20 protein-coding genes are annotated in these 23283 nt (G+C 78.2%); 10 read left to right on the top strand and 10 right to left on the bottom strand.

The features are described from left to right. Positions 1-27 precede the first annotated feature (27 nt). Positions 28-1671, top strand: coding sequence for a cell wall metabolism sensor histidine kinase WalK (locus tag LO771_RS19120; protein WP_230654254.1), 1644 nt, complete (start codon positions 28-30; stop codon positions 1669-1671). Positions 1672-1833: 162 nt separating this feature from the next. Further along, complete coding sequence (locus LO771_RS19115) at positions 1834-3294, top strand: glycoside hydrolase family 47 protein (RefSeq protein WP_230654103.1); 1461 nt, start codon at positions 1834-1836, stop codon at positions 3292-3294. 54 nt (positions 3295-3348) lie between these two features. On the opposite strand, the gene LO771_RS19110 is transcribed toward LO771_RS19115, so the two are convergent. Together LO771_RS19110 and LO771_RS19105 are read right to left on the bottom strand one after the other, a co-directional pair. Continuing rightward, a complete protein-coding gene (locus tag LO771_RS19110; RefSeq protein ID WP_230654101.1) occupies positions 3349-4839 on the bottom strand; it encodes a bifunctional phosphatase PAP2/diacylglycerol kinase family protein in 1491 nt (496 codons plus the stop codon). Between the two features lie 251 nt (positions 4840-5090). Next, complete coding sequence (locus tag LO771_RS19105) at positions 5091-6443, bottom strand: aminotransferase class I/II-fold pyridoxal phosphate-dependent enzyme (RefSeq protein WP_230654099.1); 1353 nt, start codon at positions 6441-6443, stop codon at positions 5091-5093. 34 nt (positions 6444-6477) lie between these two features. On the opposite strand from LO771_RS19105, the gene LO771_RS19100 reads away from it, so the two are divergent. The 3 genes from LO771_RS19100 (at position 6478) to LO771_RS19090 (ending at position 9596) form a co-directional block, all read left to right on the top strand. Beyond that, the gene (locus LO771_RS19100) at positions 6478-7200 is read left to right on the top strand and encodes a pyridoxamine 5'-phosphate oxidase family protein (protein WP_230654097.1); all 723 of its coding nucleotides are present in this window, start codon (positions 6478-6480) and stop codon (positions 7198-7200) included. Between the two features lie 43 nt (positions 7201-7243). Next, entirely contained in the window at positions 7244-7897 is a 654-nt protein-coding gene (locus tag LO771_RS19095) for an FMN-binding negative transcriptional regulator (RefSeq protein ID WP_230654096.1), read from the top strand. A gap of 223 nt (positions 7898-8120) precedes the next feature. Then, positions 8121-9596, top strand: a complete 1476-nt coding sequence (locus LO771_RS19090; RefSeq protein WP_255744558.1) for a sugar porter family MFS transporter — start codon at positions 8121-8123, stop codon at positions 9594-9596. Positions 9597-9729: 133 nt separating this feature from the next. On the opposite strand, the gene LO771_RS19085 is transcribed toward LO771_RS19090, so the two are convergent. Further along, positions 9730-10293, bottom strand: a complete 564-nt coding sequence (locus LO771_RS19085) for a Clp protease N-terminal domain-containing protein (protein ID WP_230654094.1) — start codon at positions 10291-10293, stop codon at positions 9730-9732. Positions 10294-10666: 373 nt separating this feature from the next. Here LO771_RS19085 and LO771_RS19080 point away from each other — a divergent pair, with 373 nt between their 5' ends. Next, on the top strand, positions 10667-11368 hold the full coding sequence (locus LO771_RS19080; RefSeq protein WP_230654092.1) for a dienelactone hydrolase family protein: 702 nt from the start codon (positions 10667-10669) through the stop codon (positions 11366-11368). 234 nt (positions 11369-11602) lie between these two features. On the opposite strand, the gene LO771_RS19075 is transcribed toward LO771_RS19080, so the two are convergent. Continuing rightward, positions 11603-12352, bottom strand: a complete 750-nt coding sequence (locus tag LO771_RS19075; protein ID WP_230654090.1) for a pyridoxal 5'-phosphate synthase — start codon at positions 12350-12352, stop codon at positions 11603-11605. Positions 12353-12949: 597 nt separating this feature from the next. On the opposite strand from LO771_RS19075, the gene LO771_RS19070 reads away from it, so the two are divergent. Continuing rightward, entirely contained in the window at positions 12950-13696 is a 747-nt protein-coding gene (locus tag LO771_RS19070) for a VOC family protein (protein WP_230654088.1), read from the top strand. Positions 13697-14021: 325 nt separating this feature from the next. Next, the gene (locus LO771_RS19065) at positions 14022-14567 is read left to right on the top strand and encodes an HAD domain-containing protein (RefSeq protein WP_230654086.1); all 546 of its coding nucleotides are present in this window, start codon (positions 14022-14024) and stop codon (positions 14565-14567) included. Positions 14568-14595: 28 nt separating this feature from the next. On the opposite strand, the gene LO771_RS19060 is transcribed toward LO771_RS19065, so the two are convergent. Beyond that, a complete protein-coding gene (locus LO771_RS19060; RefSeq protein WP_230654084.1) occupies positions 14596-15204 on the bottom strand; it encodes a PadR family transcriptional regulator in 609 nt (202 codons plus the stop codon). Positions 15205-15434: 230 nt separating this feature from the next. Between LO771_RS19060 and LO771_RS19055 the strand changes: the two genes are divergently transcribed. Beyond that, positions 15435-15848 carry a hypothetical protein gene (locus tag LO771_RS19055; protein WP_230654082.1) on the top strand — a complete coding sequence of 138 codons (414 nt, stop codon included), beginning with the start codon at positions 15435-15437 and terminating at the stop codon, positions 15846-15848. A 325-nt stretch (positions 15849-16173) separates the two neighbouring features. Here the strand turns inward: LO771_RS19055 and LO771_RS19050 are convergent, their stop codons facing one another. Genes LO771_RS19050 through LO771_RS19040 form a run of 3 tightly spaced genes read right to left on the bottom strand, consistent with a single transcriptional unit; the run spans position 16174 to position 19603 of the window. Further along, positions 16174-18399, bottom strand: coding sequence for an ABC transporter permease (locus LO771_RS19050; protein WP_230654081.1), 2226 nt, complete (start codon positions 18397-18399; stop codon positions 16174-16176). Continuing rightward, the gene (locus LO771_RS19045; protein ID WP_230654079.1) at positions 18396-19082 is read right to left on the bottom strand and encodes an ABC transporter ATP-binding protein; all 687 of its coding nucleotides are present in this window, start codon (positions 19080-19082) and stop codon (positions 18396-18398) included. Before LO771_RS19045 ends, LO771_RS19050 begins: the two co-directional genes overlap by 4 nt. After that, a complete protein-coding gene (locus LO771_RS19040) occupies positions 19079-19603 on the bottom strand; it encodes a PadR family transcriptional regulator (protein WP_230654077.1) in 525 nt (174 codons plus the stop codon). The genes LO771_RS19045 and LO771_RS19040 overlap by 4 nt, the downstream gene beginning before the upstream one ends. A gap of 277 nt (positions 19604-19880) precedes the next feature. Between LO771_RS19040 and LO771_RS19035 the strand changes: the two genes are divergently transcribed. Further along, the gene (locus tag LO771_RS19035) at positions 19881-20714 is read left to right on the top strand and encodes a PhzF family phenazine biosynthesis protein (protein ID WP_230654075.1); all 834 of its coding nucleotides are present in this window, start codon (positions 19881-19883) and stop codon (positions 20712-20714) included. 87 nt (positions 20715-20801) lie between these two features. Here LO771_RS19035 and LO771_RS19030 read toward each other — a convergent pair whose 3' ends face one another. Both LO771_RS19030 and LO771_RS19025 read right to left on the bottom strand, forming a co-directional pair. Then, positions 20802-22235 carry a CoA transferase gene (locus tag LO771_RS19030; protein WP_230654250.1) on the bottom strand — a complete coding sequence of 478 codons (1434 nt, stop codon included), beginning with the start codon at positions 22233-22235 and terminating at the stop codon, positions 20802-20804. Between the two features lie 167 nt (positions 22236-22402). After that, complete coding sequence (locus tag LO771_RS19025) at positions 22403-23191, bottom strand: CPBP family intramembrane glutamic endopeptidase (protein WP_230654074.1); 789 nt, start codon at positions 23189-23191, stop codon at positions 22403-22405. Positions 23192-23283: the final 92 nt, after the last annotated feature.

Raw genomic sequence — 23283 nt, 5'->3', positions numbered from 1 at the left:
GGGCGGGCAGCCGTCGGCCCGCGCGGCCTGCGGCGGCTGGTGCCGCGCACCCTGCGGGCCCGGCTGATCGCGGGGCTGGTGGTACTGCTGGCCGTCACCTGCGCCGGTGTGGGCCTGGCGACCACGGCGGCGCTCGGCCGGTTCCTGGTGGACCGGCTGGACCAGCAGCTGGCGGACACCGGCGGCCGGTACGCGGCCAGCCTGGAGCACGACGACGAGCGCCCCGGGCAGGGCGGCGACACCCGGGGGCAGGCCGACGGCACCTTCGGCGCCCGCCTGGTCGGCGGGCAGGTCACCCGGGCCGGGGTGGTCGACGGCGACGGCGACGACTCGGCGGCCGGGACCGACGACGCGGTCCCCCTCGCCGGGCGGGACCGCGCCGCCCTGGCCGCGCTGCCCGCCGACGGCCGCGCCCGGACGGTGCACCTCGCCTCCCTGCCGCCGTACCGGATGCGCGCGGTGCCCGGACGCGACGGGGACGTCCTGGTCACCGGCCTGCCGCTGGCGCCGGTGGAGCAGACCGTGCACCGGCTGGCCGCGGTGGAGGCCGTGGTCTTCGCCGTCGCGCTGGTGGTCGCCGGATCGGCGGGCGCGGCGTGGGTGCGGCTGTCGCTGCGGCCGCTGCGGCGGGTCGCCGACACGGCGCAGCGGGTGGGCGAGCTGCCGCTGGCCAGCGGGCGGGTCGCCCTGTCCGAGCGGGTGCCGTACGCCGACCCGCGGACCGAGGTCGGCCGGGTCGGCGCCTCCCTCAACCGGATGCTCGGGCACGTCGAGGACTCCCTCGCCCAGCGGCACGCCGTGGAGGAGCGGCTGCGGGCCTTCGCCGCGGACGCCAGCCACGAGCTGCGCACCCCGGTCGCGGCCGTGCGGGGCCACGCGGAGCTGGCGCTGCGGCACCCGGGGCCGGTGCCGCCGGAGGTGCGCCACGCGCTGGAGCGCGTCCAGGCCGAGTCGCTGCGGATGGGCGCGATCGTGGAGGACCTGCTGCTGCTCGCCCGGCTCGACGCGGGCCGCCCGCTCGCCCGCGAACAGGTCGACCTGACCCGGCTGGCGCTGGACTGCACCGCCGACGCCCGGGCCGCCGACGTGCAGGCCGCGGGCGTGCAGGCCGCGGGCGTCCGGGCCGCCGGGGCGGGGTCCGCCGGGTCCGGCCACCGCTGGCGGCTGGAGCTGCCCGAGGAGCCCGTGTCGGTGCCCGGCGACTCCCACCGGCTGCAGCAGGTCGTCGGCAACCTGCTGGCCAACGCCCGCACGCACACCCCGGAGGGCACCACGGTGACGCTGCGCGTGGACCCGGCGGCCGTGCCGGGCGGCCCGGTGGTGCTGACCGTCACCGACGACGGCCCGGGCCTGCCGCCGGGGCTGGGCGACGCGGTCTTCGGCCGGTTCGTGCGCGGGGACCGCGGGCGTTCCCGTGCCACCGGCAGCACCGGGCTGGGGCTGGCGATCGTCCGGGCCGTGGCGGAGGCGCACGGGGGCTCGGTGTCCGTGGAGAGCCGTCCGGGCCGCACCGCGTTCCGGGTGGCGCTGCCGTCGGCCCGCCCGCAGTCCCCGGGCGGCGCCGCGGACAGGGTCCCGGAGGACGGCGGCGCCGCGGCCGGGGACGCGGAGGAGCGCGGCCCCGCGGGCGGCGGATCCCCGTACGGCGGCCGGGTGCACCCCTCCGGGTGACGCCGGCTGCACCACGGCCGGGTCACCCGTGGGAGTGGTCCCGCGGCGGGGCCGGACGGGCCGGAGGCCCGGCGGGATACCGGTCCCGGGCCCCGGGGGCGGCGCCGCGCCGCACCTGCGGGTCCCGGCGCGGGCGCGGGGCGGCGGTAGCGTCCCACAACCATGCGATCGCTCTCCCCCGCCGCGCTCCGCGCGCGGCTGCCCCGCCGTGCCGTCCTGGGCGCCGGCGCGGCCGCCTCCGTGGCCTCCCTCCTGCCGGCGCGCCGGGCCTCCGCCGCGGCGCCCCCGCCCGCCGCCGCAGCCGACGGCCTGCGCGCCCTGCCCTCGGACACGGAGGTCGCCCGGCAGGTGCGCGCCGAGTTCGTGCACAGCTGGGAGGGGTACAAGCGCAGCGCCTGGGGCCGCGACGAGGTGCGTCCCCTGTCCGCCGGGCACAACGACTTCTACCTGCCCGGCCGCACCTTCGGCCTGTCCATCGTCGAGGCCCTGGACACCCTGTGGGTCATGGAGCTGGACCACGAGGTGAAACGGGCCGCCGACTGGATCGAGAAGCACTTCGACCCGGCGCAGGACGGCGACATCCACGTCTTCGAGGCGGTGATCCGCCTGGTCGGCGGCCTGCTCTCGGGCCACCTGTGCACCGGCCGCCCCAAGCTGCTGGCCCGCTGCCGCGAACTGGCGGACCGGCTGCTCCCCGCGTTCACGGCGTCCCCGACGGGCATCCCGTACACCCGGGTCAACCTGCGCACGGGCGCGGTGTCGGGCACCAACCCGCCGCTGGCGGAGGTGGGCAGCAACATCCTGGAGTTCGGCGTGCTGTCGCAGCTCACCGGCGACCGGCGCTACTTCGACGCGGCCAAGCGCGCCTACCGGGCGGTGCTGGACCGCCGCTCCTCGCTCGACCTGCTCGGCACCAGCATCGACACCGAGAGCGGGCGCTGGACGGACACCACCTCCAGCGTGCCCAACCCGCCGGTGGACTCCTTCTACGAGTACCTGTGGGCGGGCGGCGAGCTCTTCGGCGACCCCGAGCTGCGCGACTGGTACCGGCTGCTGACCGACGCGGTGCTGCGGGCGCAGGGCGAGCGGAGCGACGGGCGGCTGTGGTTCGCCCAGGTCGACCAGGAGACCGGCGAGGTCGTCGGCCGCAGCCAGTCGGAGCTCGGCGCCTTCTACGCCGGGCTGCTCGGCAAGGGCGGGGACCGCGCCGCGGGCGAGGACTACTACAAGTCCTGGACGATGCTGCTGGACCGGCACCCGGTGCTGCCCGAGGCCGTCGACTTCGGGGAGGGGACCATCCTGTCGGCGCGCAACGACCTGCGGCCGGAGTACGTCAACTCCTCCTTCGACCTGTGGCGGCTCACGGGCGACGCGTCCTACAAGCGCACGGCGTACCGGTACTTCAAGGGCCTGCGCGACCACCTGCGGGTGCCCGGCGGGTACACGGTGGCGGCCGACGTGACGACGTCCCCGGTGCAGCTGGGCGACCTGACGCCCGGGTACTGGTTCGCGGAGAACCCCAAGTACCTGTACCTGATGTTCGCCCGGACGAGGCGCTTCGACCAGCGCAAGGGGCTGCTCTCCACCGAGGGCAAGATCCTGCGGGGCGCGGTGCGGTCCTGACCGCGCGCGGCGGCGGCCGGCCCGGGCGGGGCCGGCCGCCGCCGGGGCCGCCGGTCAGTCGGCGGGGCGGTAGACGGTGAGCGCCTGCCGCTGCTTGTCGAGCAGCAGCGCGTCGGGGGCGGGCGCCACCTCGCCGTCGAACGCCATGTGCCCCACGTCCTCCAGTCCGGAGAGCCGCAGGCGGTGCAGGCGGGCGGCCCCGTACACCCGGGAGCGGCCCAGGGTGCCGGTGAGGACGGCGGCGATGAGCCGGGTCCGGGCGAAGGGCGTGCTGCCGTCCACCGTCCGGATGTCGAGCAGCCCGTCGTCGAGCCGGTCGCGGTAGGTGGGGGCGAAGCCGTCGGGCCGGTACACGCCGTTGCCGGCGAAGAGGAGCCACAGGCGGCGCGGGCTGCCGTTGACCTCGACCCGCAGCGGCTCGGCGGTCCGCAGCACCCGCACCAGCCCGACGGCGACGGCCGGCCACTTGCCGAGGCGGCTCTCCAGCTGCTCGCGGGCGCGGACCAGGTCGGGGTAGACGCCGATGCTGAAGGTGTTGAGGAAGCGCGCCCGCTCGGTCTCCGGACCGCCGTCCGGCCCCGCGGCGCGCACCAGGCCGAGGTCGACGCTGACGGCCTCGCCCGCGCACACCGCGTCGGCGCACGCCTGCAGGCCGTCGATGCCGAGGTCCAGCGCGAAGTGGTTGAGGGTGCCGCCGGGGAAGACCGCGAGCGGCAGCCCGGCGCGGGCCGCGGTCACGGCGGCGGCGTTGACGCTGCCGTCGCCGCCGCACACCCCGAGCGCGCCGCCCAGCTCGGCGGCGCGGCGGGCGGCCTTCTCCAGCAGTTCGGCCAGGTCGTCGTCGGGCCCGCACGGGACGATCTCGGCGGCGGGCAGCAGGGCCCGCAGCCGGGCGGGGAGGTCCGCGGCCGGGTCGGACGTGCCGAGTCCGGCCCGGTCGTTGACCACCGCGACCAGGCCCTCGCCGCCGGGCAGCGCGGGCGCGGAGGTCCGCACCCGGGCCTCGGCCGGCGACTCGGGGCGCAGCGGCCACCAGCGGGTGGTGAGGGCCGCGGCGCCCATGCCGAGGGCGCAGCCCGCCAGCACGTCGCCGGGGTAGTGGACGCCGACGTACACGCGGGAGGCGGCGACGGCGGCCGCGACCGGCGCAAGGACCGCGCCGTAGCGGGGGGCCTCCAGGGCGACGGCGGTGGCGAAGGCGGCGGCCGAGGCGGAGTGGCCGGAGGGGAAGGAGCTGCTGAGCGGCTGCCGGGACAGGCGCCGCATCAGCGGGACCGGCCCGATGCCGGGCCGGGTGCGGCGGGCCGCCCACTTGGCGGCGGTGTTGGTGGCCAGCGAGGCGACCGCGAGGGAGCCGATGCCGCGCAGGGCGGCGCGCCGGGCGCTGCGGGTGCCGACGACGCCGAGGGCCGCGGCCGCGCCCATCCACAGCACGCCGTGGTCGGCGGCGCGGCTGAGACGGGGCAGGACGGGGTGGGCGCCGCGCAGGCGGGCGGCGGCGACGCGTTCGAACAGCCGCCGGTCGAACTCGCTGATCCTCTGCATGCCCGGCGGATACCCCTCGCGGCGTCCGGACACGCCTGGGCAGGGCCGACACGCCCGGGGCGGGGGGACGGGCAGGTACGCGGGGGCGGACCGCCCGGGCGGGCGGCGGCCGGCGGGCCGGGCGGGCGGGCGGGCGGACCGGTACCGTCCCGCCGGTGCCGGGCGGGACGGGCCGGTACGGGCAGGAGCGGGCCGGTACGGGCGGGAGCGGGCCGGTCGGGGCAGAAGCGGGCCGGTCGGGGCGGGGCGCCTCAGACCGGGCGGCCGGAGGCGGCGCCGCGGCCGAGGGCGGCGGCGGTGTCGGCGGCGAGGGCGGGGACCTCGTGGAGCGTCAGCGGCGAGACGGTGAGCCGGATCCCGGGCGGCGACTCCAGCCGGAAGCGGGCCCCGGGCGCGGCGGCCCAGCCCCGCTGGAGGAGGCCGGCGACGGCGGCCGCCTCGTCCCGGACCGGCACCCACACGTTGAGCCCGCCGGCGCCGTGCGCGGCGACCCCGTGCGCGGCGAGCGCGGCCAGCAGGGCGTCGCGCCGCTCGCGGTAGGCGGCGGCGTTGCGGGCGGCGGGGGCGGCGTCGGTGCGCCACAGCTCGGCGACGGTGCGCTGGAGCAGGTGGCTGACCCAGCCGGCGCCGAGCCGCTGGCGGCCGAGCACCCGGTCCACGGTGTCGGTGTCGCCGGTGGCGACGGCGAGGCGCAGGTCCGGCCCGTACGCCTTGGCCGCCGAGCGGACCACCGCCCAGTGGCGGACCGTCGGCCGCCCGTCCGGCGCGGCGGCGAGGGGCCGGTACGGCTGGTCGACGATGCCGTGGCCGTGGTCGTCCTCGACCAGCAGGACGTCGGGGTGGCGGGCCAGGACGGCGCGCAGGTCGCGGGCGCGGGCGGCGGTGAGGGCGGCGCCGGTGGGGTTCTGGGCGCGGCTGGTGACGACCAGGGCGCGGGCGCCCGCCGCGAGGGCGCGGGCGGCGCGGTCGGGCAGCGGGCCCTCGTCGTCGACGGCGACGGGGACGGGCCGCAGGCCGAGCGCGGGGACGAGGTCGAGCAGGCTCCCCCAGCCCGGGTCCTCGACGGCGACGGCGTCGCCGGGGCGCAGGCGGGCGGTGAAGATGCGCTCGACGGCGTCGAGGGAGCCGGAGGCGACGGCGAGCGGCCCCTCGGGCACGCCGTCGGCGCGGAAGGCGGCGGCGGCCAGGGCGAGCAGCCCGGGGTCGGCGGCGGGGTGGCCGTAGAGGACGGGCTCGCGGTCCAGCGCGGCGGCCGCGGCCGCGAGGGCCGGGGCGAGCGGGGGCAGCAGGGCGGTGTCGGGGTTGCCGGTGGACAGGTCGCGGACGCCCGGGGGCACCTCGACCCGGATCTGGTCGCGGGGGGCCACGGCGGGCCGGGGCCGGATGCGGCTGCCGCGCCGCCCGGCGGTCTCGATGACGCCGCGGTCGCGCAGCAGGCGGTAGGCGGCGGCGACGGTGTTGGGGTTGACGCCGAGGCCGGCGGCGAGGTCGCGCAGCGGCGGCAGGGCCTGGCCGGGCGCCAGCTCACCGGAGCCGACCGCGCGCTCGACGTCGGCTGCGATCTCCGTGGCACGGCGGCCACGGATCCGATAATCTCCTAGCACAAAGCAGAGTATGCACTAGTGCAGAGGGGCTGTCATGTCGGCGCACACGGACGCGGACGGGACCGGGACGGCCGGAGGGGCCGGGGAGGCCGGGGAGTACGCGCGCACCCCGCGCACGACCCCGACCCGGTACCGCGACCGCGCCACCTGGGAGCGGGAGGCGGTCCGGGCCGTCCTGGACGAGGGCTTCGTCTGCCACCTGGGCTTCGTGGCGGACGGCGCCCCGGTGGTGCTGCCCACCGTGTACGCCCGGGTCGGCGACCGCCTGTACGTCCACGGCTCGACCGGCAGCCGCCCGCTGCGCGCCGCCGGGGGCGGGGACGGCGGGACCGGCGAGGGCGTGCGGGTCTGCGTGACGGTGACCCTGGTCGACGGGCTGGTGCTCACCCGCTCCGCGTTCAACCACTCGGTCAACTTCCGCTCCGTCGTCGCCCACGGCACGGCGCACCGGGTCACCGACCCCGGGGAGCTGGCGGTGGCGCTCGACGCGATCGTGGACCAGGCCGTCCCCGGCCGGTCCCGGGACTGCCGGCCCGCGAACGCCCGCGAGCTGGCCGCGACCGCGGTGCTGCGGCTCGACCTCGACGAGGTGTCGGCGAAGGTCCGGGCCGACGGCGCGGAGGACGACCCGGAGGACCTGGGGCTGCCGCACTGGGCCGGGGTGGTCCCGGTCCGCACCGTCCGCGACGCGCCCGTGCCCGACCCCGCCCTGCCGCCCGGGCGGCCGCTGCCGGACTACCTGCGCGGCGCCGACTGAGGCCGCCGGACGGACCGAGGACCCGCCGACGAGAGGACGTACCGTGCTCATCCGCCCCTGGGACCGCGGCGAGGAGGGCGAGTGGCGCGCCTGGCTCGCCGAGGGCCGCGACTTCGGACTGCTCGCCGCCAACGGCCCGGCCGGCAGCGGTCCGGTGGTGACCCCTGCCCACTTCGTCCTCGACGCCGACCGCACCGAGATCCTCGCCCACCTCTCCGCCGCCAACCCGCTCTGGGCGGCGCTGCGGGCGGACCCGCACGTCACCCTCACCGTCACCGGCGACCACGCCTTCGCCCCCGGCACGTGGCGCGCCCCCGACGGCGCGCCGCCCGAGCACGGCACCCCCACGAGCTACTACGCCTCCGTGCAGTTCCACTGCACCGCCGCGATCGTGGACGACCCGGAGGAGAAGGCGGAGCTGCTCACCCGGCAGCTGGCGCACTTCCAGCCGGAGACCCCGGGCCTGTCGGTCGCGCCGGGCGCGGCGCCCTTCGGCGGCCTGCTGCCCGGGCTGCGCGGCCTGCGGCTCACGGTGCGGGAGGTGCGGGCCAAGTTCAAGTACGACGACAAGCTGACGCCCGCCCGGCAGGCCGCCGCCGGGGAGCGGCTGGCGGAGCGGGGCCGGCCCGGCGACGCGGGCGCCCGGCGGCAGCTGCTGCGCCGCGCCGCGGCGCGCGCCGGGGACCTCCCCGCCTGACCGCCGACCGGGCGGCGCGGCCGGCGGCCGGGGCGGGACGGGGCGGGGAGCTGCCGGGGCGGGGCGGGGAGCTGCCGGGGCAGGCCGCCAACCGGGCTCCGACCGGGGGAGATTGGCCGCCGGACGGCGGGGCAGGGGCCGGGGGGCAAGGGACCGACGGCTCCCGGATCCGGAAAAGGTGGTATCGCACCCTTGCGTGCGGTATGACCGTTTACCTGATGTCATGGGAGCGGACGACGTCCATCCGGCCTCGCGGGCGGCCCGCCCCAGTCCTCGGGAGCACACCCTGACCAGCACCAGACCGGCACACCAGGCCGGAGAGACCCCCCTCGCCCACGTCGTCTTCATCGCCGCGAGCGCCGCCATGGGCGGCTTCCTCTTCGGCTACGACAGCGCGGTGATCAACGGCGCGGTGACGGGCATCCAGAAGCACTTCGCCGTCGGCAGCGGGGAGACCGCCGCCACCGTGGCGGCGGCCCTCCTCGGGTCGGCGGTGGGCGCCGCGGGCGCGGGGTGGCTGGCCGACCGGTTCGGCCGCATCCGCATCATGCAGCTCGCCGCCGTGCTGTTCGCCGTGAGCGGCGTCGGGTCGATGTTCCCGCCGAACATCGAGGTCCTGGCCATGTGGCGTGTGATCGGCGGCATCGCCATCGGCATCGCGTCCGTGATCGCCCCCGCCTACATCGCGGAGGTGTCCCCCGCCGCCTACCGGGGGCGGCTGGGGTCGTTCCAGCAGATGGCGATCGTGCTGGGCATCGCCGTGTCCCAGCTCGCCAACTACGCCCTGAACCAGGCGGCGGGCGGCGACTCCAGCGGGCAGCTGGCCGGCATCGAGGCCTGGCGGTGGATGCTGGGCGTCGAGGCCATCCCCGCCCTCGTGTACGGCCTGATGTCGCTGGCGATCCCGGAGTCGCCGCGCTACCTGATCGCCTCCGGCCGCGAGGCGAAGGCGCGCGAGGTGCTCGCCGAGGTCGAGGGCCCGGAGGCCGACCTGGACGCCCGGATCACCGAGATCCGGTCGGTCATGGCGACCGAGCGGCGCTCCAGCCTGCGCGACCTGCTGGGCGGCCGCTTCGGGCTGCTGCCGATCGTCTGGATCGGCATCGGCGCCTCGGTGTTCCAGCAGTTCGTCGGCATCAACGTGATCTTCTACTACTCGTCGCTGCTGTGGCAGTCGGTGGGCATCAAGGAGAGCAGCTCGCTGCTGATCAGCCTCTCCACGTCGATCATCAACATCATCGGCACGGTGATCGCGATGTCGCTGGTGGACCGGGTGGGCCGCAAGCCGCTGGCGCTCGCGGGCTCGGCGGGCATGATGGTCGCCCTGGCCGTCGCCTCGTGGGCGTTCTCGTACCGCACCGGCACCGGCGACACGGCCCAGATCCCGAACCTGCAGGCCGTGATCGCCCTGGTGGCGGCGCACTTCTTCGTGCTCTGCTTCGCCTTCTCCTGGGGCGTGGTGGTGTGGGTCCTGCTGGGCGAGATGTTCCCCAACCGGATCCGCGCCCTGGCGCTCGGCGTGGCGGCCTCCGCCCAGTGGCTCGCCAACTGGATGATCACCGTCACGTTCCCGTCCCTCGCGAACTGGAACCTGTCGGCCACCTACGCGATCTACGCCGGGTTCGCCCTGCTGTCGATCCCGTTCGTGATGTTCGCCATCAAGGAGACCCGGGGCCGCACCCTGGAGTCGATGGGCTGAGCCGGCACGGGCCGGTACGGACCGCCGACGGGCGGCCTGCGCGGACACGGCGTCCGCGCAGGCCGCCCGTCGGCGTACGGGTGTCGCAGGCCTCCCGGCACCGGCCGGGCGCGCCTCGGGCGGCTGCCGGGCCTCAGACGGTCTGCCGGACGCCGGCGCAGCGGGCCCGGACCGCCACCGGGTCGATGCCGGACGAGCGGAGGATCTGCGCCGCCCGGCTGTCGGGGTCGGCGAGCAGCGCGGCGAGGAGGCGGTGGCCGACGGGGAGGGCCTCCGGGCGCGCGGCGGCCTCCTCCAGGGCGGCGACGGCCGCCCCGCTCAGGCCGGGCCGGTCGGGGGCGCTCCGCGGCGCCTCGGCACCGGCGGTGTCGGGAACGGCACCACCCTCGGCATCGGCATCGGCATCACCCTCGGCGTCGGCGTCGGCGCCCGGCTGCTCGGCGGTGGCCCGCCAGCCCCGGCCGAAGCCGATGGAGCGCTGCACCAGGTAGCCCATCAGCCGCACGGCCTGCCGGGGCAGGGGCGCGGCGGCCTCCAGCGCGGCGGCGTCCGACTCCAGCAGCGAGTGCAGCAGGTGGCCGGTGTCGACGGCCTCGTCGCCGGCCCGCGCGGCCCTGCGGCGGGCCGCGGCCGCCACGGCGCCCAGGACGGCGGGTGTTGCGGGCAGAGGGGTGGTGCGGAGGAGTTCTGGCTGCACGGTTCCACCCCATCACTCGGCCCCGGGTGCGGTCGTCCGCCCGGGGTACCGCCCGGGATCCACCGGGAGGAGGGCCGACGCGGGCCGCACTCCTCCGCGGGAAGGAGGCCGCCCCGGCCGGGACGGCTGCGAGCAGTGTGCTGCGTACGGTGACGGGGCGTCAACCCACAGGCACCATCGCCCCTCCGGTGCACCGCGGAAGCAGGAGTGACGTCGCACCAGCCGGATTTCCGGCCGGTCCGCCGCATCCGGAGCGGCCCCGGCGTCGGAAGAGGTCAGCGTGGTGACGCCCCCGGGCGGCGGCGTCCGCATACGATCGTCGGCACGGGCGGCAGCGCCCGCACGCCGCACGCGCCGTCCCAGAGGAGGGGCCATGGCAGACCCGGGAGGCTCCCGGCAGAACGTGACCTTCCCGAGCAACGGCGGTGAGGCCCACGGGTACCTCGCCCCGCCGCCCTCGGGATCCGGGCCCGGCCTGGTGGTGGTCCAGGAGTGGTGGGGGCTGACGTCGCACATCGCGGAGATGTCCGACCGGTTCGCCGCCGAGGGCTTCACGGTCCTGGCGCCCGACCTGTACGGCGGCGCCACCACCCACGACAAGGAGGAGGCCGCGCGGCTGCTGCAGGAGATGCCGGTCGAGCGGGCCGCGCGCGACCTGCGGGGCGCGGTGGACTTCCTGCTGGAGCACCCGGCGGCCACCGGGGACGCCGTCGGCGTGGTGGGCTTCTGCATGGGCGGCGGCTTCGCGCTGGTCCTGGCCGCCCAGGAGGGCGACCGGGTGGCCGCCGCGGTCCCGTTCTACGGACTGCCGCGCGTCCCCGGGTACGACTACCGGGGGCTGACCGCACAGGTCCTCGGCCACTACGCCGAGCAGGACGCGGGCATCCCGATGTCCGCGGTGGACGAGGCGGCGGAGCGGATCGAGGCGGCCTCCGGACGCAAGCCGGAGATCCACTTCTACCCGGCCGGCCACGCCTTCATGAACGACGAGAACCTGATCGGCACCTACGACCCGGAGCAGGCCGCCATCGCCTGGCGGCGGACGCTGGCCTTCCTGCACGGCGTCCTCGGCTGAGGCAGGCGGCCCGGCGGCCCGGCGGCCCGGCGCAGGAGGACCGCGCCGGGCCGTCGTACTGCCGGTGGGCCGCCGGGCGGTGTCCGGTCCGCCCGGCCCGCCGGCGTCCGGCCGCACCGGGCGGCGGCCCCGGTCGGCCGCAGCACGCCCGGCGGCCCCGCGCCGCGGCGAGAACCGCTCCACCGCCCGCCCTGCGGGCCGGCGCCGCCCCCGCTCGCGGCGCCGACCGGGCCGTCAGGGCCAGAGGAGGCCGCGGCCCCAGGTCCCGTCGGCGTGGCGGGTGTAGGCGAGCCGGACGTGCCGGCGGTGCCGGTCGCCCTGCCAGAACTCCACCTCGTCGGCGACCAGGCCGTAGAGGGTGTGGCCGGGGGCCACGAACCCGGGGTCGGCGTCCATCAGGGCGGCGGCCTCCTGCCAGGCGGCGTCCAGCTCGCCCGCGCCCTGGAGTCGCTCGCTCTGGCGGCCGACCAGGCCGGCGACCCGGGAGGCGGGGCTGCGGCCGAGGAAGTCGGCGGCGGCGAGCCGGGGGTCCCCCGTCTCCACCCGGCCGCGCAGCCGCACCTGGCGGCCCTGCACCGGCCAGTACACGGTGAGCGCCGCCCACGGGGTGGCGGCCAGCTGGCGGCCCTTGGGGCTGTCCGCGTCCGCGGCGAACCACCAGGCGCCGCGGGCGACGTCGACGTCCCGCAGGACCAGCATCCGGGCGTCCGGGCGGCCGTCGGCGTCGACCGTGCTCAGGGTGACCACCTGGGCGTCGGGGGCGTCCGCCTCGAACGCCTGCAGCAGCCAGTCGACGAAGAGCGGGCCGGGCTCGTCCGGCACGTGCCCGACGTCGAAGGAGGGGAGCTCGCGGGCCATCGGCGGCCGCCCGCGCAGCAGGGCCGCCAGCGGCCCCTCCGCCCGGCCGCCCGCCCCGGCGCCCTCCACCGTGTGCTGCACAGCAGCCTCCTCACTGCCGCCCCGGCGGGCGACCTCGGTGATCATTCCCCGCCCATACTGCCGCACACCCGCAGGCGGGAGGGGCCGTCCGGCACGGGCGCGCCCCGCGCGGCGCGGGCTCGTCCGGGCCGGATCACCAGAAGCCGGGCGAAAGACGGGACGCCCGGCGGCGCGGCGGCCGGACCGCCGGGCGGGACCGGGCCGACCGGACTCCGCAGCCGCACCCCTGCACGCCCCCTGGGCACCCCTCGCACGCCGCCGCCCCGGGGGGCGTTCCGGGCCGGACGCGGGTGGGCCCACCGCTGCCTGCAGCCGGGCGGTGGACGCCCCGCGGGCGGCACCCGGACCTCGGCGGCCTGCTCACGGGCACCGGGGACGACCGTCCGCAACACGCGGCACACCAGCGGCGCCTTCGGCCGCGTGCCCCCGCACACGGCCTCCGCAGGCCGACCCGGTCTCCGGAGGCCGCCCCGCAGCGGTCCCGCGGCGGCCGCGGCCCGGCGCTCCACCCGGCGGGGCCGCGCGCTCCGGCCGGGAGCCGGGCACGCGGTCGGGAGCCGGGCACGCTGCCGGCGGGCGGGCCGGTCCCCGTTCGGTGACGGTGCCTGCGTCGTCGCGGAACGGGTGCATAGGATCGCCCGCATGGCGCTGCGACCTGTCCAGGTGAACATCAAGGCTCTCGACGACTCGGCGGTCGGCCGGTTCTGGGCGGAGGCGCTCGACTGGGGCGTCTCCAGCGAGGGGCCCGGCGTGACCAACGTCGAACCCGGCGGCGGCTTCGTCCGGCCGGACCCGGTCGCCGTCTGCGTCGACGTCGTCGTCGTGCCGGAGCCCAAGCCGCCGGTGAAGAACCGCGTGCACCTCGATCTCGCCACCACCTCCGCGGCCCATCAGGCGGAGCTGGTCGCGCGCCTCCGGGCCCTGGGGGCGACGCCCGCCGACGTGGGCCAGGGCGACGTGCCGTGGACGGTCCTCGCCGACCCGGAGGGCAACGAGTTCTGCGTGCTGGAGCCCCGGGAGGTCTACCGGGACACCGGGCCGATCGCCGCGGTGGTCGTCGACTGCGCGGATCCGCGGGCCATGGCCCGGTTCTGGGGCGAGGCGGTGGACTGGAGGGTGCACGAGGTGGCGGACGACCATGCGGTGCTGCGCTCGGCCGAGGGGGTCGGCCCGTACCTCGAGTTCCTCCGGGTGCCCGGCGTGAAGACCGTGCCGGACCGCGTCCACCTCGACCTGCTGCCGTACCCGGGCGACGACCAGGGGGCGGAGGTGGCCCGGCTGCGGGCCCTCGGCGCCACCGACCTCGACCTCGGCCAGGGGGACGTCCCGTGGAGGTGCCTGGCCGACCCGGAGGGCCACGAGTTCTGCGTCCTCGCGACGCGGTCCTGACGCCGGGTCCCGACCGGCGGCGGGCCCCGGCACCCCGGACAGCGGCGCCGGCCGCCACCGGGCGGGACCGGTCCGCCCGTGCACGGCCGCCGGCGGCACCCGGTCCTGCGCGGGGGCTTCGGCGGCCGACCCCTGCCCCGGGGGCCGGCGTCCTCCCGGCGCGGCCGGGCCCGGGTCCGCCGAAGGCGCGCGGGCCGCGGGGCGGCCCCGGGGAACGACGGAGGCCGGGCCGGGCGCCGCGGGGCGGGCCGCTCCTGCCGGCGCAACCGCCCTCCCCTCCCGCGCGTCGTCTCCCCCGAGGCCGCCGGGCGCGGGGAGGGGTCGCATGCACAGGCCGCTGCTGTACCTGGACGTCGACGGGGTGCTCAACCCCCTGGCGCCGCCGCCCGGCACGGACTTCGAGGACCGGCGCGTGCTCGGCCTGACGGTGCGGCTCCACGCCCGCCACGGCGCCTGGCTCCGCGAGCTCGCCGACGTCTACACCCTGGTGTGGGCGACCACCTGGGAGGAGGACGCCAACGTGCACCTCGCGCCGCTGCTGGGCGTCCCGCCCCTGCCGGTGGTGCGGTTCACCGGGTACCGGCCGCAGCCCGGCGACCCCCGGGTGCCCCTGATGGAGCTCCTGTCGGCCCGGAAGTGGGCGCCGCTCCTGCGCCACGCGGCGGGCCGCCCGTTCGCCTGGGTCGACGACGTGATCCCGCCGCGGCTGGTGCGGCGCTCCCTGCTGCGGCGCGACCGGCTGCTGCTCCGGGTCGACCCGCTGGAGGGGCTGACGCGCGGGCACGTGGACCGGCTGCTGGCCCGGCCCCCGGCGCCGGGACTGCTGGGCCGGGCCGGCAGGCGTCCGGCCCGGCCCTCCTCGGCTCGGTAGCCGCGGGACGCGGCGGCGGCCCGGCGGCTCAGTCCTCCTCGGCGAGGATCAGGTAGAGCCTCCGGCGCGTCTCGGCGAGGAGCGCGAGGGCCTTGGTGCGCTGCTCGGCGCTGCCGGCCGCCACGACCTGCCGCAGGGCGTCGGCGAGGCCGCCGAGGGACTTCATGGCGTCCTGCGCGGCCTCCCAGTCCGGGCCCGGACCGCCGGCCGCCTCCTCCCAGGGGGCCTCGGGACCGGCGTCGGCCTCGGCGCGGCCGCTGTCGGTGAGCTCGAAGAGGCGCTTGCCGCCCTCCTCCCGGCTGCGGATCAGCCCCTCCTCCTCCAGCATCTGGAGGTTGGGGTAGACCGAGCCGGGGCTGGGGCGCCAGGCGCCCGAGGTGCGCTCGGCGATCTCCCGGATCATCTCGTAGCCGTGCATCGGGCGCTCCCGCAGCAGGGCGAGGAGCGAGGCGCGCACGTCGCCGCGCCGGGCACGGCCGCCGTGCCGGCCCCGGGGGCCGCGCGGACCGGGGCCGAAGCCCCCGAAGCCGGGTCCGCCGAACGGCGGCCCGAAGGAGCCGAAGGCGGGACGGGCGCAGGGGCCCGCGTGGGGGTGGGGCCCGGGCCTGCCCGGGCCGAAGGGGAATCCGGGTCGCATGGCGTCTGCCACCTTCCGCGTTGGCCGTAGCATCTCGATGTCTCGACGATATATCGGCAACAGTCGACGGTCAACGGATTCCGAAGGGCCCCGGCCGTCGTCCCGCCCCATCGGACCCCGACCGGCCCCGCCGGAGCCGGACGGCCGGCCCGGCCGGCCCGCCCGTCCCGTCGAGGTCCGATCGCCGGTACGGGGGTGCCTCGCGGATCGGAGCGCGTAGCCTCGGTCCCGTGCCCCGCCGTGCGAAGAAGCCCCGTCGACTGGTGGCCGACGGGCGCGTGTACCTGTGGACGCTCCGCCACAGCCACCACGTGCCGGTCGGCGGCCGGTCCGCGGAGTGCCGCGAGACCCTCACGCTGCACCCGCAGCCCGCCGGCACCGGCGGGCCGCTGCGCATCGTCTTCACCGAGGGGCCGGGCCGGTACGTCCCGGGCGGGTTCCCCATGGGCTCCGGGGATGTGGGGTACGTCCGGGGCGGCTCCCTGAACCTGCACGAACCGGGCGCCGTCCGGGCCCTGCTGGACACGGCGCTGGCCCGGGGGTGGCGGCCGGAGGAGCGGCAGGCGGCAGAGGTCGACGGCTGGTCCCTGCTGGAGGCGGCGGCCGCCGCGAGAGCCGGGGACGCCGGGCCCGCACGTCCGTAGGGGTCGGGTGTCACCGTTCCCGGGCTCGGCCCACCGCGCGGTCGGACTCCGGCGAGAGCGGTCGGAATCCGCCGGGACGGGACGGAGCCGTCCTGCGGCCCCCGGCACGGACCGCCCGGCGCCGGGGCCCGGACCGGCCGGGGTGCGCCGCCGCCGGAGGGCCGCGGCGCGTCCACCCGCCGCTCCGGGGGAACCCGGCCGCCTGATGGCACGTCAGGGAGCTTCCGGGTCCGGCGCCGGGGCGGCACCGCCGGGGCCCGGACGCCGCAGGCGCCCGGGCCGTGCCCACCAGGGTGCGGAGCCGTCGCGGCCGGCCCCGTCGCGGTCAGCCGTTGCGGGCCGCCTCGGGGCCGGTGATCCGCCGCAGCAGCGGGAGCGTCGAGGCGATGACGGCGAGCGAGGCCGCCAGCCCGAGGGCGACGAGGACGACGTAGGCGGCGCCCGGCCCCACCAGCGTGTAGTTCATCTGCGACCTGAGGAAGAGGTGCGCCGCCAGGAAGCCCGTCCCGGTCGCGACCGCCGCCACCACCAGGAGCGGGAGCGCGCTCTCCAGGCCGACCACCCGCCGGAGCAGGCGCAGCGGCGCGCCGGTGAGCCGCAGCATCGCGAACGGCCGCCGGCGGTCGGAGAGGCCCGCGACCACGCTCACCGCGAGGCTGCAGCCCGCGATGGGCAGGGTGGTGAGGAGCACCACGTCCGCCAGCTGCCGCCAGCCGGCCAGTTCGCGCTGCTGTCCGGAGGCCCAGTCGTCGACGGTCCGTGACATGGCGTGCGGGTAGGCGCGGGTGAGGACGGTGCGGGTCCGCTCCATGGCCGCCGGGGATCCGTCGGTGGTCGCGTAGAGCAGCTGCACGGGCAGCCGCGCGGCGGCCTCCGGTGCGATCGGGGCGGCGGGCCACTCCTGCGCCTCCTGGGACCGCAGGTCGAGGAAGGCGAAGAGCGGGACGGCCGCGACACGCGCCCCGGCCGGGCAGTGCCCGACCACCGGGATCCGGGCGAGGTCGGAGCAGAGCACCAGGCCGGGAGGCCAGGGGGCGTGCGGGTCCGTGTCCTCCGCGACGCCTCCGGGGTTGGCGTGGACGACGGCCAGGCCCCGGGAGCCCGGGACGGCCCGCACGTCCGCCCGCACGCGGTCCGGCACGGAGTCCGTCAGGGGCGGCTCGTCCGGCAGCGCGCCGTGCTCCACCGCCGCGCGGGTCTGCGGGGCGCCGCTGAGGACTCCGCGGTGGGCGTTGATGGTGCCGATGATGCCGACGGTGGCACTGGTGACGAAGAGGGCGAGGACCAGGCCGCTGACCGAGCGGAAGCCGGCCTTCGGGTCGTCCGCGAGCCGCCGCACGGCGATCAGCGTGGCCGGCCGGCCGGTGCGCCGGGCCACGGCCCGGGCTGCGGCCATGGTGAGCCAGGGGCCCGCGACGACCAGGCCCGTCATGACCAGGAGGAAGCCGGAGAGGTAGGCCGCCGTCTGCCCGCTGCTGGTATCCGGGCGACGGCCGACGAACCAGGCGAGCTCGCCGAGGCCGGCCAGCAGCGGGAGGAGTCGCCGGGCCCGGGGCGGGGGCGGGGTCACCCGCCGGGCGACGCCCAGAGGGGAGATGACGACCCGCCGCAGGGCGATCCGGGCCGCGACCGCCGCCGCGGCCGGGACGCCGAGGGCCACCGCGAGGGCCTGGACCCCGGTGAGCGTCAGGTCGGCGGTGAAGAAGCGCTCGCCGGTGAACGGGACGGTCGCGACGGCGGGACGCAGCAGGAGGAAGACGCCGAAACCGGCGGCCGTGCCGACGGCGGCGGCCAGCGTCGACTCCACCGCCGAGACCACCGACACCTGGCCGGGGGTGGCGCCGACCAGCCGCATCGCGGCGAACCGCTGCTCCCGGCGGGCGGCGGAGAGCCGGGTGGCGGTGCCGATGAAGACGAGAAGCGGGAAGATCAGGGCGCCGGCCACGACGGAGAGGACGAGTGTCATGGCGTCGCCGCGGACGCCGCGCCCGGGGCAGTCCTGGCAGTGGGCGGGCAGGTCGGTGGCGATGGTCGTGACGGTCCTGGCCCCGGGTGCGCCCCTCACCTGGTCCGGGGTGCGGCCGACGACGGCGACCAGGGAGTCCGGGGACTGCAGCGCCTCGTCCCCGAGGACGCCGGCCATCCTCCCCGGGAGGCGGCCCCCAAGCTCGGCGGCCGGGGTGCGGCGCAGCAGCGCGGCGAGGGCCGGTGAGGCGGCGTACGTGCCGGGCGCCGGCAGCGCGGCGAGGCCGGGCGGCACGGGCGAGGCCGGCCCGGTGGCGGCGACGTCCACCTCGAAGATCAGCCTGCCGCGGTAGTGGTCGTCGTGGGCCCACCACCACAGGGGGTCCACGGCCGCCGTCGCGGTCCGGGCCGCCGAGCCGGTGTTGTACCAGAGCAGCCGGCCGTTGGCCTTGCCGACGGCGTTGATGCAGGCCAGCGTCGACAGCAGCAGGCCGACCCCGACGGCGACGGCGGCCGCGATGAGGGCCAGCCGGGCCGCGGCCTCCCGTCCGCCGCTGACGGCGAGGCGGAGGGCGAACCGGATCACGGGGCGACCCCTTCCGCGGAGAGCGAGGTGGCCCGGCCGTCCCGGACGACGCTCTCGCGGTCGGCGTAGGCCGCGACCCGGGGCTCGTGGGTGACCAGGACGACGGTGGTGCCCTGCTCGCGGGCGGCGCCGACCATCAGCTCCATCACCTGCTCGCCGGTGAGCGAGTCGAGCGCGCCGGTCGGCTCGTCGGCGAAGAGCACCCGGGGGCGTGCCACCAGGCCGCGGGCGAGGGCGACGCGCTGCGCCTGACCGCCCGACAGCTCGCCGGAGCGGCGCCGCTCCAGGCCGTCCAGCCCGAGCCGGGCGAACCACGGCCGGGCCTCGGCCAGGGCGGCCGTCCGGCGGGTGCCGTTCAGCAGGAGCGGCAGGGCGACGTTCTCCTCGGCCGTCAGCTCGGGGACGAGCTGGCCGAACTGGAAGACGAAGCCGAAGCGGTCGCGCCGCAGGGCGCTGCGCTGCGCCTCGCCCAGGGTGTCGATGCGTTCGCCGTCGAAGCGGACCTCGCCCGCGTCGGGGGTGAGGATGCCGGCCAGGCAGTGCAGCAGCGTCGACTTGCCCGAGCCGCTGGGGCCCATGACGGCGAGCACCTCGCCGGCGTCCGCCGCCAGGCTCGCGCCGCGCAGGGCGGGGGTCTCGCCGAAGGCGAGGTGGATGTCGCGGGCCTCGATGAGGTGCGTCACGGCCGCACCGCCTCGGCGAGCGCGTCCAGCCGGGCGGCGGTCAGGTCGATCCAGCGCAGGTCGGCCTCCAGGTGGAACAGCCCGTGGTCGGCGAGCAGGGCGTCGACCAGCGCGCCCGTGCGCCGCAGCTCGGTCAGCTCGCGCATGCGCCGCATGTGGGCGGCGCGCTGGGTGTCGAGGTACTGCCCGGCGTCGCGGCCGAGCATCAGGGCCAGCACCACCTTGGTGAACAGCACCGTCTGCAGGGTGGGTTCGGGCGCCACCGGCTCGGTGAGCCAGGTCTCGAACTCCGTCACGCCCGCCTCGGTGATGACGTAGCGCTTGCGCTCGGGGCCGTCGCCGGGCTCCGCCTCTCCGGCCACGACCTTGCCGTCCCGCGCCAGCCGGCCGAGCGTGGCGTAGACCTGGCCGTACGGCAGGGGTTTGCCCCGGCCGAAGAAGGCGTCGTAGTCGCGTTTGAGGTCGTAGCCGTGGCTGGGCTCTCGCTCCAGCAGCCCGAGGAGGGTCAGGGGAACACTCATGAGGTGACCATACATCAGATGTATACACCGAGTGTAGAGTCGGAGAGAGTAAGGCGCCCCGATCGCGCGGGCGGCACCGGCGGCGCGGCCCGGGGGTCGGCAGCTCGCCGGTTCTCCGGGTCGGCGGGTCGGCAGCTCGCCGGTTCGCCGGTTCGCCGGTTCGCCGGTTCGTCGGGTCGGCGGAGGGGACGGCCCGTCCCCCCGTCCGCTGCGCGGCAGGCCACCGGTGGTGGATCGGCCGTGGTGGGGCCCGGCGCCGGGCGCCTACCCTCGGCCCATGCGCATCAGGATCATCGACGCCTTCACCGACCGGCCCTTCTCCGGCAACCCGGCCGGCGTCTGCCTCCTCGACGGGGACACCTGGCCGGACGACGCCCGCATGCGGCAGGTCGCCGCCGAACTCAACCTCTCCGAGACGGCCTTCGCCCGTCCGCTGCCGCCCGGCGGAGACGCCGACTGGGGGCTGCGCTGGTTCACCCCGGCGGTGGAGGTCGACCTGTGCGGGCACGCGACCCTCGCCACCGCGCACGCCCTGCGGTCCGACGGGCTCCTCCGGGAGAGCGGGGAGGCCGCGGGGGGCGGCGTCCGGTTCGCCACCCGCAGCGGCGTGCTCACCGCCCGGGCCGCACCGGACGGCGGGCTCACCCTGGACTTCCCCGCCTCCCCCGTCGTGCCCGTCCCCGTGCCCGCGGGGACCGCGGAGGCCCTCGGGGCGGCGGTGACGGCCGCCTACGACACCGGGCCCCTCGGCGACCTGCTGGTGGAGGTCGCCGACGAGCGGACGGTGCGCGCCCTGGAGCCCGACCTGGCCGCCGTCGCCCGCCTGGAGACCCGGGGCGTCGTCGTCACCGCGGCGGCGGAGGACCCGGCGGCGGCCCACGACTTCGTCTCGCGGTTCTTCGGCCCGGCCGTGGGCGTTCCGGAGGACCCGGTGACGGGCAGCGCCCACACCGCGCTGGCACCGCTGTGGTCGGCCCGGCTGGGCCGCAGCGACCTGACCGGCCTGCAGGTGTCCCCGCGCTCGGGCGTGGTCCGCACCCGGCTGCGCGGCGACCGCGTCCTGCTGTCCGGGCACGCGGTCACCGTCCTGGACGGCGTCCTCCGGGTCTGAGCGGGACCGCCGGCCCGCAGGACGGGCCTGCGGCGGGGTGCGGCCCCGGGGAGCCCGCCGGGCCGGGCGGACGCCCCGGGTCCGGTGTCACGCCCAGGCGGCCGGGTCGGCTCCCCAGGGGCCGACCGGGCGCCGCCAGTCGCGGGGACCGCCGTCGAGGTGCACCGGCGGCAGGGCGTGGCGGACGCGGCCCATCGGGGTGTCGGCCTCGGCGAGGTACGGCGCCGCGGCCGCCTCCGCGGCGTCGGCGGCGGATGCCGCGGGGGCCGGAGCGGAGGACGGCTCCGGGCGCGGCTGCCGCAGCAGCCAGGCGGCGGTCCGGGCGAGGGAGAGGCGGGCGACGCGCCCTCCCCCGTCAACGGCGGCGTCCGCCCGGGCGCGCAGGACGGCGGCGGCCAGCAGGTAGCCGGTGGCGTGGTCCAGCCCCTGCACGGGCAGGGCGCCGGGGGTGCCGTCGGCGGCGGCGTGCAGGTGGGCGATGCCGCTCGCGGCCTGGACGAGGCTGTCGAATCCCCGCCGCCCGACCCACGGCCCCACCGGGCCCCAGGCGTCGACGGTGGCGACGGTCAGGCCGGGGCGGCGCTCCAGGAGGGCCTCGGGGGACAGGCCGTGGCGGTCCAGGGCTCCGGGCCGGTAGCCGGTGACGACCGCGTCGGCGCCGCCGAGCAGCTCCTCGAAGCGGTCGCGGTCGGTCCGCCGGTCGAGGTCGAGGAGGGCGGACCGCTTGCCGAAGCCGGTCTCCAGGTGCTGCTCGGGGATCTCCGGCAGCCGGGGGCTGTCGATCCGCAGCACGTCGGCGCCGAGCAGGCCGAGGGTGCGGGTGCCGACCGGTCCGGCGATCACCCGGGTGAGGTCGAGAACCCGCAGGCCGGCGGCGGGCAGCAGCGGGCCGTCGCCGGACGGCAGGGGGCCGTCGGCCGCGGCCGGCGGACCGGGGCGGGCGGCGGGGGCGGCGCCGGTCCGCTCCAGGGTCAGCAGCGGCAGGGCGGCGGCCGCAGCGCCCTGCGGGTGGGCGGCCCACTCCTGCGGGGTGCGGACGGCGACGGCGAGGCCGCCCGCGTCCGTGACGAGCCGGGCGGTCTCCTCGGCGGGCCGCCCGGCGACGGCGGCGGCGACCGCGGCGGCGGGGTCGGCGGCGGAGTCGGGGACGCCGAGGGCCGCGAGGAGCCGCTCGCGGTGGTGGGGGTAGTTGGCGTGGGTGCGGACCCAGCCGTCCGCGGCCGGCCAGAACCGGGAGAGCGGGGCCCAGGCGTGCCAGGGCTCCCCGTCGCGGCGCAGGTGCCTCTCGCCGGCGAAGGCGGTGGCGACGGCGGCGGAGTCGACGGTGACCGCCGGGGGCCCGGCGGCGCCGGTGCGCAGGGCGGCCAGCTCGGCCGCGGCGAGGGCCGCCGCGCCGACGGCGGCGCCCGCGAGGGCGGCGAGCGGGAGGCGGGCCGGCAGCAGGCCCTCCGGCCCGGTCCAGCGGACCCGGTACGGTGCGGCGGGGTCGCCGCCCAGCAGCGTCCACGCCTCGCCGAGCATCGCCTGCGCCTGCCGGCGCTCCTCCTGAGGCTCCGTCACGTCCGCTCCCCGTCCTCCGCCGCCTCCGGCCGCCCGCCCGCCGGGCGCCCTCCGTCCGCGACCCTACGCCCCGGCCCCGGCCCCCGGGGGTCGGGGATCGGGCACCGCCGGGGCGGCGGACCGGACGGTCAGCCCGTCGGCAGCCAGCCGACGTGCCCGGCGAGCAGCGCGTAGCCGACGAACGCCACCGTGTCGATCAGGCCGTGCGCGGCGACCAGCGGCCCGACCCGCCCCCAGCGGCGGTACAGCAGGCAGAAGACCACGCCCATCACCACGTTGCCGGCGAAGCCGCCGACGCCCTGGTAGAGGTGGTACGAGCCGCGCAGCAGCGCGCTGGCCGCCAGCGCCGCCGGCCAGGACCACTCCAGCTGGGAGAGGCGCCGCAGCAGGTAGCCGACGACGATGACCTCCTCCACCACGGCGTTCTGCCAGGCGGAGGCGACCAGGACGGGGATGCGCCACCACACGTCGGGCAGCGAGGAGGGCACGACGGTGAGGTTGGCGCCGGCCGCCCGCGCGCCGAGGTAGAGGGCGAGGCCGGAGCCGCCGATGGCGGCGGCCACCACGGCGCCCCGGGCCAGGTCGGAGCGGCGGCGGGTGAGGTCGAAGCCGACCGCCCGGACCGAGGAGCCCTCGCGGAGCAGCAGGTGGGCGACCAGGGCGACCGGCACCAGGGCGGTGGCGACGTCGAAGAGCTGCCAGGCGAGGTCGAGCCAGGGCCGGCCGGGGGCCAGGGAGCCGTTGAGGGTGGCGGTCTGCTGCTTGAGGGCGGCGGGGCTGGTGAGCGAGCCGACGAAGTGGATCAGCGCGCTCAGCCCGCTGGCGCCCAGCGACAGGGCCAGGACGATGACCGTCTCCTGGCCGAGCAGGCGCCGGGGTACCGCGGGGGCGTGCGCGGGGTTCTCGGTGGTGGTCAAAGGGGGCTCCCACACGCGCGAAGGGCCGGGCGGATCATCATTCCACAGCCGTTCACGCACGCCGTGCGCGGCGGGTTCACCCCGGCCACGAC

The sequence above is a fragment of the Streptacidiphilus sp. ASG 303 genome (assembly GCF_020991365.1).
Classification (GTDB): domain Bacteria; phylum Actinomycetota; class Actinomycetes; order Streptomycetales; family Streptomycetaceae; genus Peterkaempfera.
The sequence above is the reverse complement of the archived record's forward strand: the minus strand, read 5'-3'. Positions and strand labels throughout refer to the sequence as shown.

What these genes read in the sequence shown, in the direction of transcription:
- LO771_RS19080 (WP_230654092.1), top strand. Translation starts at nt 10,667, where the DNA reads ATGGCAGACCCGGGAGGCTCCCGGCAGAACGTGACCTTCCCGAGCAAC.
- LO771_RS19040 (WP_230654077.1), bottom strand. Translation starts at nt 19,603, where the DNA reads ATGAGTGTTCCCCTGACCCTCCTCGGGCTGCTGGAGCGAGAGCCCAGC.
- LO771_RS19090 (WP_255744558.1), top strand. Translation starts at nt 8,121, where the DNA reads ATGGGAGCGGACGACGTCCATCCGGCCTCGCGGGCGGCCCGCCCCAGT.
- LO771_RS19060 (WP_230654084.1), bottom strand. Translation starts at nt 15,204, where the DNA reads ATGCGACCCGGATTCCCCTTCGGCCCGGGCAGGCCCGGGCCCCACCCC.
- LO771_RS19075 (WP_230654090.1), bottom strand. Translation starts at nt 12,352, where the DNA reads ATGATCACCGAGGTCGCCCGCCGGGGCGGCAGTGAGGAGGCTGCTGTG.
- LO771_RS19070 (WP_230654088.1), top strand. Translation starts at nt 12,950, where the DNA reads ATGGCGCTGCGACCTGTCCAGGTGAACATCAAGGCTCTCGACGACTCG.
- LO771_RS19100 (WP_230654097.1), top strand. Translation starts at nt 6,478, where the DNA reads ATGTCGGCGCACACGGACGCGGACGGGACCGGGACGGCCGGAGGGGCC.
- LO771_RS19110 (WP_230654101.1), bottom strand. Translation starts at nt 4,839, where the DNA reads ATGCAGAGGATCAGCGAGTTCGACCGGCGGCTGTTCGAACGCGTCGCC.
- LO771_RS19030 (WP_230654250.1), bottom strand. Translation starts at nt 22,235, where the DNA reads ATGCTCGGCGAGGCGTGGACGCTGCTGGGCGGCGACCCCGCCGCACCG.
- LO771_RS19115 (WP_230654103.1), top strand. Translation starts at nt 1,834, where the DNA reads ATGCGATCGCTCTCCCCCGCCGCGCTCCGCGCGCGGCTGCCCCGCCGT.
- LO771_RS19035 (WP_230654075.1), top strand. Translation starts at nt 19,881, where the DNA reads ATGCGCATCAGGATCATCGACGCCTTCACCGACCGGCCCTTCTCCGGC.
- LO771_RS19065 (WP_230654086.1), top strand. Translation starts at nt 14,022, where the DNA reads ATGCACAGGCCGCTGCTGTACCTGGACGTCGACGGGGTGCTCAACCCC.